This window comes from Tsukamurella sputi (assembly GCF_007858445.1).
GTDB lineage: Bacteria > Actinomycetota > Actinomycetes > Mycobacteriales > Mycobacteriaceae > Tsukamurella > Tsukamurella sputi.
Map to the genome: position 1 here is coordinate 97829 of NZ_VIGV01000012.1, position 10974 is coordinate 108802.

Genomic DNA, 10974 nt, shown 5'->3' on the forward strand with positions numbered 1-10974 from the left:
CAGCTACCGCCCGTCCTCCACGGGACGGCCCTTGCGCGCCGCGAGGGCCGTCGGCCGGCCGGGCCACGGCGCATCGGAGCAGCGCAGCGGCGTGTCGTCGTCGGTCACCATCGTGGCGGCGAGGATCGCGCTCACCGACGTCGAATTCACGATCTCCCCGGACAGCACCATGCGGACGGCGTCCGGCATCGGGATCCACTCGACGGTCATGTCGAGCTCCTCGTCCTCCTGCTCGGCCATCTCGCAGTAGCGCAGGTCGGTCGCCAGGAAGACGCGCACCATCTCGTCGGTGAAGCCGGGCGACGGGGCGAGGTCCACGAGCACGTGCCAGTCGCGGGCGCCGAGCCCCGTCTCCTCCGCGAGCTCGCGCTGCGCGGCGCAGACGGGCTCCTCCTCCCCGGTGTGGTCGAGGAGGCCCGCGGGGATCTCCAGCAGTCGCCGACCCATGGGGTGGCGGTACTGGTTGACCATGGCGATCGCGCCGTCGTCGTTCATCGCGACGATGGCGACGGCACCGTCGTGCTCCACGACGTCCCGGACGGCGGTGCCGCCGCCGGGCATGGTCACCTCGTCGCGCCGGACCGCAAAGATCGCTCCTTCGAAGACCGTCTCACTGCTGAGCGCCTGGAAGTCGTGCGTCTGCACGGACCCGAGCGGTGCGAGCTGCTCAGTCATCTGCGAGGTCATCCTCCGACGGTACCTCGTCCGCCGCGGCGGGGACGCCGACCGGCAGTTCGAGCTCGTTGCGGTACTTCAGCGCCGCGCCCACGAACGCCGCGAACAGCGGGTGCGGGCGGGTCGGACGGGACTTGAGCTCGGGGTGCGCCTGGGTACCGACCAGGAACGGGTGTACGTCCTTGGGGTACTCGACGAATTCGACGAGGTGCCCGTCCGGCGAGACGCCGGAGAATTTCAGGCCCGACTCCGCGATCTTGTCCCGGTAGGCGTTGTTGACCTCGAAGCGGTGACGGTGCCGCTCGGAGACCTCGGTCGCACCGTACGCGGCCGCCACGATCGAACCGCGCTCGAGCGAGGCCGGGTACGCGCCGAGGCGCATGGTGCCGCCCAGATCGGCCTCGCCGGCGACGGCCTGCTCCTGATCCGCCATCGTCGAGATGACGGGGTGCTTCGTGTCGTCGTCGAACTCCGTCGAGCTGGCGCCCTCGAGCCCGACCGACCGGGCCGCCTCGATCACGATGCACTGCAGGCCCAGGCACAGGCCCAGCAGCGGCACGCCGCGCTTGCGGGCGTAGCTGATCGCGCCGAGCTTGCCCTCGATGCCGCGGATGCCGAAGCCGCCGGGGATCAGGATGCCGTCCACATCGCGCAGCGCCGCGGAGGCGCCGGCCTCGGTGGCGCACTCGTCGGACGGGACCCAGCTGATCTGCACCTTGGCCCAGTTGGCGAAGCCGCCGGCGCGCAGCGCCTCGGTCACCGACAGATAGGCGTCGGGGAGGTCGATGTACTTGCCGACGAGGGCGATGTTCACCGACTCGCGGGACTCGTGGACGCGCTTGAGCAGGTCGCCCCACACGGTCCAGTCGACGTCGCGGAAGGGCAGGCCCAGCTTGCGCACCACGTACGCGTCGAGCTGGTTGCGGTGCAGCACCTTCGGCACGTCGTAGATCGAACCGGCGTCGGGGCAGGAGATGACGCCGTCGATGTCGACGTCGCACATCAGCGCGATCTTGTTGCGCTGGCCCTCGGGCACGTCGCGGTCGCAGCGCAGGATCAGCGCGTCGGGCGTGATGCCGATGCTGCGCAGCGCGGCGACGGAGTGCTGGGTTGGCTTGGTCTTGAGCTCGCCGGACGCCGCGAGGTACGGGACCAGCGAGACGTGCAGGAAGAAGACGTTGTCGCGGCCCACGTCGTGGCGCACCTGGCGGGCGGCCTCGAGGAAGGGCTGGGACTCGATGTCGCCGACGGTGCCGCCGATCTCGGTGATCACGACGTCGGGGACGATGCCCTCGGAGTCGGGCGCCTGCATCGCGAGGATGCGGGCCTTGATCTCGTCGGTGATGTGCGGAATCACCTGCACGGTGTCGCCGAGGTACTCGCCGCGGCGCTCCTTGGCGATCACCGTCGAGTACACCTGTCCGGTGGTGACGTTGGCGATGCCCGAGAGGTCCCGGTCGAGGAAGCGCTCGTAGTGACCGACGTCCAGGTCGGTCTCGGCGCCGTCCTCGGTGACGAAGACCTCGCCGTGCTGGAACGGGTTCATGGTGCCCGGATCCACGTTGAGGTACGGATCGAGCTTCTGCATCGTGACGCGCAGGCCGCGCGCCGTGAGGAGCTGTCCCAAACTGGAGGCCGTCAGGCCCTTACCCAGGGAGGACGCAACGCCCCCGGAGACGAAAATATGCTTCGTGGCGACACGCGCGCCAACGCGAGGAGAGGGCAACGAGACTCCCGTATTCGAGCGGACAAACCTGCTTCTACTACGGGACTTCAGCCTATCACCAACTCGTCAGCGAACGCCCGTTCCGTACGCCCGGACGTCGCCGCGCGTCGCCTGGCCGAGCGCCAGAGCGGTCGAGACCTGCCCGACGACGGTATCGGTGTCGTCGACGGTGGCCAGCTTCTCGGCGAGGCCCTTGTCCTGCCGGACGACGACGATCGGGCCCGCACCCTGCGACGATCCGGTGCGACCGGTGAGGACGGCACCGTCGCCGTGCCGCGAGAGCCCCGCTGCGAGGCGGCCGATCCCCTGCCCCTCGCCCGCGCGCTCGCCGGGCACTGTTCCGCCCGTCACTATCACTGCGGTGCGCGCGCCGGGCACCGTCGGACCGGAGAAATCGACGAAGCCCGCCTGCTTCAGTGCTGCGAGGGCATCGGTCCGCCCGTTCGACGGTGGCTTGACGGCGCCCTGCGAGAGGAGGACCGCGCCGAGCAGGTCGCCGGCGCGTGCGCGCGGGTCGACCAGCCCGGTGTCGAGCGTGACGCCGGTCGGGACCGCGTTGTCGACGACGCCGCGCAGGCGCTCCGCCTTGTCCTCGGCGTAGAGCGCGTCCTTGAGCGTCAGGGTGCCGGCGACGGTGCCGCCGGCCTGGGTGATCCGGCGGCTGATCTGTGCGACGTCGCCGCGGTCCGCGGAGGGCGCGGTGACCACGAGGACCGGGATGCCCGCGAGGCTGCGGCCCAGGGTCGACGGTGCGGCCGCGTCGGCGTAGCCGTCGGCGGCGCGGGCCCGATCGGTGAGCGCGCCGTTGTCACGCTCCAGCTGATCCACCTGCGAGCGAAGCTCCTTCAGGTCACCGTCGGTGGTGAACCTGGCGAGGACTCCCCCGCCCAGCGCGACGCCGACCGCGAAGGCCAGCAGCACCGCCGCCCAGAACAGCGCGGGCCGGCGGGCGCCCGGCGAACGGAGCCGGCGCGTCGGGCCCGGCACCTAGAGTGCCCGGAACTGGCCCTGGACCCAGAGCGCGAAGCGGTTCCACTGGTCGATGACCCACTGCAGCAGGTCGTGGCCCTGGTTGGAGACCAGCACCGCTGCGACGACGGCGACCAGTGCGGCGAGGATGAACACGGCGATCGCGCCGCCGTGCCCGCGGCTGCGGTACAGGGTGGCGACGGCCTTGCCGTCCACGAGCTTGGTGCCCACCTTGAGGCGGGTGAGGAAGGTCGACGGGTTCGACTCGCGGCGACCGGCGTCGAAGAACTCCTCCAGCGAGGCGGAGTGGCCGACGGAGACGATCAGCGAGGCGCCGTGGTGATCGGCGATGATCAGCGCGAGGTCGGCGGCGGAGCCGGTGGCCGGGAAGGTCATGGCACCGATGCCGAGGTCCTGGATGCGCTCGAGGCCGGGCGCGTGCCCGTCGGGCGCGGCGGGCAGCACGACCTGCGCGCCCGACCGCAACGTGTTGGTGGTGATCATCTCCGGATCACCGACGATGAGGTCGGGCCGGTAACCGGCCTTCACCAGCGCATCGGCTCCGCGGTTCACGCCGATGAGGACCGGCGCGTACTCCTTGATGAAGGGCTTGAGGCGCTTGAGGTCCTCGACGTGGTCGGCGCCGTCGGAGACGACGAGCACGTGCCGGTCGTTGAGGTTCACCTCGACGTCGGGGATGCCGACGCCGTCGATGAGCAGCGGCGACTCGACGCGGATGAACTCGACGGTGTTGCCCGCGAAGGCCTCCAGGTGATCCACGACGCCGGAGCGTGCGGCCAGCATGCGCGAGGTCACGTCGGTGTCGGTGAGTCGCTCGCCCTGGGCCAGCTCGCGCTCGCCGGTGTAGACGACGCCCTCGTGCACGCGGATCTTCGCGCCGTCCTTGACCCGGGTGAAGACCTCCTTGCCCGCGTCGTCGACCAGTTCGATGCCGGCGGCGGCGAGCACCTCGGGTCCGAGGTTCGGGTACCGCCCGGAGATGAACGGCGACGCGTTGACCACGGCAGCGACCCCGGCCTCGACCATGAGGTCGGCGGTGGTGCGGTCGAGGTCCAGCTCGTCGCACACCACGATGTCGCCGCGGCCGATCCGGCCGAGCAGACGCGTGGTGTCCTTGTCGACCCGGGCGGTGCCGGTGACGCCGGGCAGGTTCGACGTGTTGCGGGACAGCAGGCCAGTGAGCTTCATGCCGCACATACTGCCCCGTGAGTCACACAAGTCACGGGAGGCGCGCCGACAACACTGGAAACTTTGAAGTACTTCAATCGCACACGTCGCGCCAAGCCGTGCCGGCGTGGGCCCCCGACTGCGCGACCTTGTCACTGTCTGCGGCCTCGAGCAGCTCCTCCGCGTGCGCACGACCCGTGTCGGAGTCGCCCAGCCCGGCGAGCATGCGCGCCAGTTCGGCGATCCGCTCCTCGCGCGACAGTGCGGTCAGTGTGGACGTCACCGAGCCCTTGCCGGTCTGCTTCCCGACGGTGAGGTGCGTGTCCGCGAACGCGGCCACCTGCGGCAGGTGCGTCACGACGATCACCTGGTGCCGCTGCGCCAGCGCCGCGAGCCGTCGGCCGATCTCGACGGCGGCCTTGCCACCGACGCCGGCGTCGACCTCGTCGAAGACCATGGTGAGCCCGGACTCGGTGGCTGCGAGCACCACCTCCAGCGCGAGCATCACGCGGGAGAGCTCGCCGCCCGACGCGGACTTGCCGATCGGCAGCGGATTCGCGCCGTCGTGCGCGACGAGCCGGAACTCGACCACGTCCGTCCCGTGCGCACCGGCGCGACGAGGCGCACCGTCGACGACGACCGTGGCACCGTCGGCATCGGGAGCCACCGCGTCCGGCGCGACGTCGACGGTGATCGACGCCCCGCCCATGGCGAGCTTGCGCACCTCCCCCGTGACCTTCTTACCGAGGGAGCCGGCGGCCCTCACCCGCGCCGCGGTCAGCGCGGCGGCGGCGGTGGCGAGGTCCGCGTCGAGCGCTGTGACGCGGGCCTGCAGCGCCGCAAGCCCTTCGGCCGAGGTGTCGATCCCCTCCAGCCGGGACCGGGCCTCGTCGGCCCAGGCGATCACGCCGTCGATGTCGGGCGCGTACTTGCGGGTCAGCGTCTTGAGCTCCGACTGGCGCAGCAGGAGCGATTCCAGCTCCGACGGGTCGCTGGGCAGGTCCGTCAGGTAGGTCCCGAGCTCGGTCGCGACGTCGCCGGCGACGGTGGCGGCCTCCTCGACCCGCTCGGCGAGCGCACGCAGCGCGGCGTCGTCCGAACCGGACAGTGCCGCACGGACGGTGCCCAGCAGGTCGAGCACGGAACCCGCGCCCTCGCCGTCGCTGCCGTAGCCGGCCCCCGTGAGCGCGGCGTACGAGGTGTCCGCGGCCTCGCGCAACGTGTCGAGGTCGGAGAGGCGCTTGATCTTCTCGACGGTGTCAACGTCCTCGCCGGACACCGGTGCCACGCCGTCGATCTCGGCGAGCGAGGCGGTGAGGTGGTCCTGCTCGAGGGCGAGTTCGCGCGAACGCGTGGTCCGGTCGGCCAGCTCGGCCCGCGCGGCGAGCCATTCCTCTCGCACGCCCTGGTAGGCGCGCAGGGCCTTGGCCGCCGGGGAGCCGGCGAAGGCGTCGAGGAGGTCGCGCTGCCGCTCCGGCCGGAGCAGGCGCAGCTGGTCGTTCTGTCCGTGCACCGTCAGCAGTGGGCCCGCGAACTCCGACAGTGTGCCGACCGGAACGCTGCGACCGCCGAGGTAGGCCCGCGAGCGTCCGTCGGCGGCGACGCTGCGGACCGCGATCACGGCGTCCTCGTCGAGCTCGCCACCGGCGCCGTCGACCGTCGCCCGCACGAGGTCGGCCGAGCTGGCACCCGCCAGGGAGAACCGGCCCTCGACCACGGCCTTGTCGGCGCCGGCGCGGATGCGGCCGGGATCGGCGCGCGCGCCCGCCAACAGGTGCAGGCTGGTCACGACCATCGTCTTGCCCGCGCCGGTCTCGCCGGTGAGCACCGTGAGGCCCGGCGCGAACTCCGCCGCCGCCTGCTCGATGACACCGAGCGATGAGATCCGGATCTCTTCGAGCACTTCCCTACCCCCCTGCGCCGTCGCGGCGGCCGCGCCAGCCGCTGATCGGCAGTTGGAACTTCGTCACCAGGCGGTCCGTGAACGGGCCCGCCCCCAGCTTGATGAACCGCACCGGCTCGTCGCCGCGCCGGATCTCGATGCGTCCGCGCTCGGGCACCTCGAGTGTGCGGCGACCGTCGCAGAAGGCGATCGCCTCGTGCCGGCTGCCCTCGACCTCGATCGCGATCACCGACCGCGGGCTCGTGACCATGGGTCGCGCGAACAGCGCGTGCGCATTACTGGGCACGATGAGCAGGGCCTCCAGGTCCGGCCACATCACCGGCCCGCCCGCGGAGAACGCATAGGCGGTGGATCCCGTGGGCGTCGCGACCAGCAGGCCGTCGCACGCGAACCGTGAGACCGGGCGCCCGTCGACCTCGGTCACCAGCTCGAGCAGGCCCTGCCGGGACCGGTTCTCCACGGAGACCTCGTTGAGCGCCCAACCCTGCGAGACGAGGCGGTCGCCGTCGTGGATCTCGACGTCGAGCGTCATCCGTGGATGCACGGTGTAGCGGTGGTGCACCAGGTCGTCGATGGTCTCCGGCACGGTGTCCACCTCGGACTCGGCGAGGAAGCCGACGTGCCCGAGGTTGATCCCGATGATGGGGACGTCGGCGCGGCGCGCGAGCTCGGCACCGCGCAGGAATCCGCCGTCGCCGCCGAGGACGACGACCACCTCGCAGCCGACCGCCGCGTCGTCGGGTGCCTCGCGGACGTCGCTCTCGAGCTTCATCCGCACGCCGGCGTCGTCGAGCCGCCGCCGGATGTCCTCGACGGTGCGGTCCACGTCGCTGCGGAGCGTGTGCACCACGACGAGAAAGGTCCGATCCCCCTGGATGTTCCCTGCCGTCGTCACTGCGGTCCTTCCGTCACGGCCGTGTTGATCATGTCGTCCACGTCATCGGGGAGGGCGACGGGCCCCTCCTCACGACGCAGGTGCAGGAAGTACTCCACGTTCCCGGACGGGCCGGGCAGCGGGCTGAAGGTCACGCCGCGCGTGGCGAGCCCGGAGGCCGCGGCGGCCTCCGCGACGCCGCGGACGGCGCTCGCCCGCAGCGCGGGGTCGCGGACGACGCCGCCGGACCCGACGTTGCCCTTGCCCACCTCGAACTGCGGTTTGACCATGGGAAGCAGGTCCGCGCCGGGCGCGGTGCAGCGGGCCAGTGCGGGGAGCACCAGAGCCAGGGAGATGAAGGACAGGTCACCGACCACCAGGTCGACGGGGCCGTCGAGCATCGAGGCCTCGAGCGTGCGGACGTTCGTGCGGTCCATGACGGACACGCGATCGTCGTCGCGCAGTCGCCAGACGAGCTCGCCGTAGCCCACGTCGACGGCGTACACCCGCTCCGCGCCGCGGTGCAGCAGCACGTCGGTGAAGCCGCCCGTCGACGCTCCGGCGTCCAGACAGCGCCGGCCTGCGACGGTCACATCGGGGAAGGCGTCGAGCGCACCGATGAGTTTGTGCGCGCCACGGGAGGCCCACTCGATCTCGCCGGCGACCGCGGTCACGTGGACCGGGTCCGCGGGATCGATCTGGTTCGCGGCCTTGCGGGCGACCTGTTTGTTGACGGTCACTCGTCCGGCTTCGATGAGCTCGCGGGCGTGCTCCCGCGACCGCGCCATGCCGCGACGGACCAATTCGGCGTCGAGCCGCACTCTGCGTGCCATCGCGGTCAGGCCCGATCCACGGTGTCCAGAGCGTCGACCAGCAGCTGGTGCGCCTGCTCGAACAGGGCGGCCTGGCGGCCGAGGGTGGCCAGCTCCCCGACGCCGGCGACGGCCCCGGGATCGACGACGGGCGCCGCGTCGAGTTCGTCGACGCGGTGCATCAGGTCCTCGACGGCCGTCCGGACGTCGGCCGGATCGCCGCCGCGCATCGCTGCTGACTCCACGGTGTCCACGCTATCGGATGGTCAGGCGCAGGCCCGCCCGGCGCTCCTCGGAGAGTTCCCGGGCGGCGGCGATCGCCACGTACTTCGCGGCCGCAGGATCCGCGCCGGGAGCACCGGTGACGATCAGGTCGTCCCCGTCGACGGCGGCGGTCCATCCGTCGCGTGGACCGGGCAGCGCGTCCTCGCGCGCTCCGCGGAGGCCGGTCAAGGTGTCGGCGACGTAGGTGGGCTGGTGGAGGTCGGGCGCGGCCACGACGTCCGCGACGTCGTTGACGCCGGTCAGGACGAGGTAGGTATCGGCGCCGAAAGCGTTGCCGCCCTCGATGTCCGTGTCGAGGCGGTCACCGACGACCAGGGCCGTGGTCGCCCCGGCGGCGCGCATCGCATCGACGAAGATCGGGGCGAAGGGCTTACCCGCGACGCGGGGCTCTCGCTCCGTGGCGTTGCGGACCGCGGCGACCATGGAGCCGTTGCCGACGAGCAGCCCGCGTTCGGTCGGGAGGGTGGCGTCGGTGTTGGTGGCGACCCACACCGCACCGGCGCGGATCGCGAGCGCCGCCTCGGAGAGGCGCGCCCAGCCGGTCTCGGGGCTGTGCCCCTGGATGACGGCGCGTGCCTCCTCCGCGGTCTCGACGACCACGAGGCCACGGGCCTGCACTTCGGCGCGGAGGGCCGGGGCCCCGACCACGAGCACCGGGGTGCCGGCGGGGACGAGGGACGCGAGCAGGCCGGCGCCGGCCTGGGCACTGGTGACGACGGTGTCGTCCGGCGCCTCGAAGCCGAGGTCGCGCAGGTGCTGCGCCACGTCCGACGGTCCGCGGCCGGCGTTGTTGGTCACATAGGTGACGGGGAGCCCCGCCAGCGCGTCGGCCGCACCGGGGATCGCGACGGCACCCGCGTACGCGGTGCCGTCGAGGTCGACGAGCAGACGATCGTAGGCCTCGGCGAGCGACGTCATTCGGCCGAATCGTCCGAGGCCGGCTCAGCGGCGTCCTCCGCGGAGAGTTCGGCGACCCGCTCCTCGGCGTCCGTGAACTCCTCCTCGTCCGCCGCGGCGGCGTTGAGGAACCAGGTCAGGGCGTCCGCGCGGCGCTCGGCCCCGAGAAGGGCCTCCGCGTAGACGTAGAACAGGCGGGCGGCGTAGAAGCCGCGGCGGGACGGATCGAGGTCCTCCGCCTGCAGGGTGACCACGGCCTTGTCGTACTCGCCCAGGTCCATGCGGGCACCTGCCTCGACCATGCGCAGCTCGGTCCGGTCGTCGCCGGTCAGCTGCGCAGCCTCGTCGCCGCGGGCCGTCTCGATCGCCTTCTCGGGCCGGCCGAGGCCCCGCTCGCTGTCCGCGATCATCGGGAGCAGGTTGACGGTGCCACCCATCCGCTTGGCTGCGCGGAGCTCGCTGAGCGCCTCGGACCACTCGCCGTTCATGTAGGCGGCGATGCCGCAGGCCTCGCGCACCGCGGCGATCCGTCCGGCACGTTCCCGCGCAGCGCGGGCGTGCGCGAGCGCGGCGGCGGGGTCGGTGTCGAGCAGTCGTCCTGACAGCACGAGGTGCGAGGAGACGAGCTCGGCGTTGTTCTTGTCGAGGCTCAGCAGGTCGCGCCGGATCGCCGGGTCGAGTTCCTTGGGATCGACGTCCTTGGGGATCGACGGCTCGCCGGCGCGGGTCCGCGGGCGATCCGAGCGCTGATCGTCGCGCTGGAAGCCACCGGGACGTCCTCCCTGGGGACGCGAGCCGTTACGGGATCCGGAGTAGCCGCCGCCACGGCGATCTCCACCGCTCCGGCGGTCGCCACCCGGGCCCCCTCCTCGACGGTCCGCGGAACCACCGCCGGTGCGGCGGTCGCCCGAACCGCCGAAACGGCGGTCGTCGGAACCGGAGGGCCGGCGATCACCCGACGGACGGCCACCGAAGTCACGGCGTTCTCCACCGCGCGATCCGCTTCCCCGAGAGCCGTTGCTCCGGAAGTCGCGTCGGTCGCCGCCGCGGGAGTCCCCGCCACGGTCATTGCTGCGGAATTCCCGGCGATCGCCGCCGCGCGCATCGCCACCGCGGCTCTCGCGCCGGTCTCCGCCCCGGGTGTCGCTCGAGCGGTTGCCACCAACGTCGCGGCGCTCGCCGCGTCCGCCCTCGGAACGGCGGTCGCCGCCGCGGCCCTGGAAGCCACCGCGCTGACCGCCACCGGAGCGCTCGCCGCCGCGGCGGTCGTCCCCCCGAGCGGGCCGGTCGCTGCTGCGGCCGGCGCCACGTGACGAATCTCCGCCGTTCCCACGGTCCGCCCACTCGGCGGGATTGGTGAATCCGGCACGCTGCCGGCGGTCGCCGTTCGACTCAGCCACGGTGCACCCACTTCCCGTCGCCCCCGAGGCGACACACGCTATTACTGTACTTGGACATGACGAAGGCCCCTGAGGAGTGGAACACGTATGTGTTCGACACGATCCCCAAGGGCCTTCATCCTGTATCTAATTTTAGTCCGGCGGTGTCCTACTCTCCCACACCCTCACGAGTGCAGTACCATCGGCGCTGGAGGGCTTAGCTTCCGGGTTCGGAATGGAGCCGGGCGTTTCCCCTCCGCTATGGC

General features: G+C 71.9%; 10 protein-coding genes and 1 rRNA gene. All 11 read right to left on the bottom strand.

The window, feature by feature from the left end; genetic code table 11:
• Positions 1-3: 3 nt before the first annotated feature.
• On the bottom strand, positions 4-687 hold the full coding sequence (locus FK268_RS21560) for an NUDIX domain-containing protein (RefSeq protein ID WP_269434244.1): 684 nt from the start codon (positions 685-687) through the stop codon (positions 4-6).
• The gene (gene pyrG / locus FK268_RS21565; RefSeq protein WP_146437510.1) at positions 668-2401 is read right to left on the bottom strand and encodes a CTP synthase; all 1734 of its coding nucleotides are present in this window, start codon (positions 2399-2401) and stop codon (positions 668-670) included. Before pyrG ends, FK268_RS21560 begins: the two co-directional genes overlap by 20 nt.
• Positions 2402-2467: 66 nt before the next feature.
• Positions 2468-3388, bottom strand: coding sequence for a copper transporter (locus tag FK268_RS21570; RefSeq protein WP_146437511.1), 921 nt, complete (start codon positions 3386-3388; stop codon positions 2468-2470).
• Positions 3389-4579, bottom strand: a complete 1191-nt coding sequence (gene steA, locus FK268_RS21575; protein WP_146437512.1) for a putative cytokinetic ring protein SteA — start codon at positions 4577-4579, stop codon at positions 3389-3391.
• 73 nt (positions 4580-4652) lie between these two features.
• Positions 4653-6461 (bottom strand): DNA repair protein RecN, encoded by a 1809-nt coding sequence (gene recN / locus FK268_RS21580; RefSeq protein ID WP_146437513.1) that lies wholly within the window; start codon positions 6459-6461, stop codon positions 4653-4655.
• Positions 6462-6465: 4 nt separating this feature from the next.
• Complete coding sequence (locus FK268_RS21585; RefSeq protein ID WP_166443515.1) at positions 6466-7356, bottom strand: NAD kinase; 891 nt, start codon at positions 7354-7356, stop codon at positions 6466-6468.
• Positions 7353-8168: a TlyA family RNA methyltransferase gene (locus FK268_RS21590; protein WP_146437514.1), complete on the bottom strand. Its 816-nt coding sequence runs from the start codon at positions 8166-8168 to the stop codon at positions 7353-7355. Before FK268_RS21590 ends, FK268_RS21585 begins: the two co-directional genes overlap by 4 nt.
• A 5-nt stretch (positions 8169-8173) precedes the next feature.
• Positions 8174-8392: a hypothetical protein gene (locus FK268_RS21595; RefSeq protein ID WP_231706731.1), complete on the bottom strand. Its 219-nt coding sequence runs from the start codon at positions 8390-8392 to the stop codon at positions 8174-8176.
• A 10-nt stretch (positions 8393-8402) separates the two neighbouring features.
• A complete protein-coding gene (locus FK268_RS25125) occupies positions 8403-9350 on the bottom strand; it encodes an HAD-IIA family hydrolase (RefSeq protein ID WP_146437515.1) in 948 nt (315 codons plus the stop codon).
• Positions 9347-10729 (bottom strand): hypothetical protein, encoded by a 1383-nt coding sequence (locus tag FK268_RS25290; protein WP_306461500.1) that lies wholly within the window; start codon positions 10727-10729, stop codon positions 9347-9349. The genes FK268_RS25125 and FK268_RS25290 overlap by 4 nt, the downstream gene beginning before the upstream one ends.
• A gap of 135 nt (positions 10730-10864) precedes the next feature.
• A 5S ribosomal RNA gene (rrf, locus tag FK268_RS21610) occupies positions 10865-10974 on the bottom strand; the annotation flags it as partial.

Excerpts from the sequence above, each read along its gene's own strand:
- FK268_RS21560 (WP_269434244.1), bottom strand. The coding sequence starts at position 687 with ATGACCTCGCAGATGACTGAGCAGCTCGCACCGCTCGGGTCCGTGCAG.
- steA (WP_146437512.1), bottom strand. The coding sequence starts at position 4,579 with ATGAAGCTCACTGGCCTGCTGTCCCGCAACACGTCGAACCTGCCCGGC.
- FK268_RS21590 (WP_146437514.1), bottom strand. The coding sequence starts at position 8,168 with ATGGCACGCAGAGTGCGGCTCGACGCCGAATTGGTCCGTCGCGGCATG.
- FK268_RS25125 (WP_146437515.1), bottom strand. The coding sequence starts at position 9,350 with ATGACGTCGCTCGCCGAGGCCTACGATCGTCTGCTCGTCGACCTCGAC.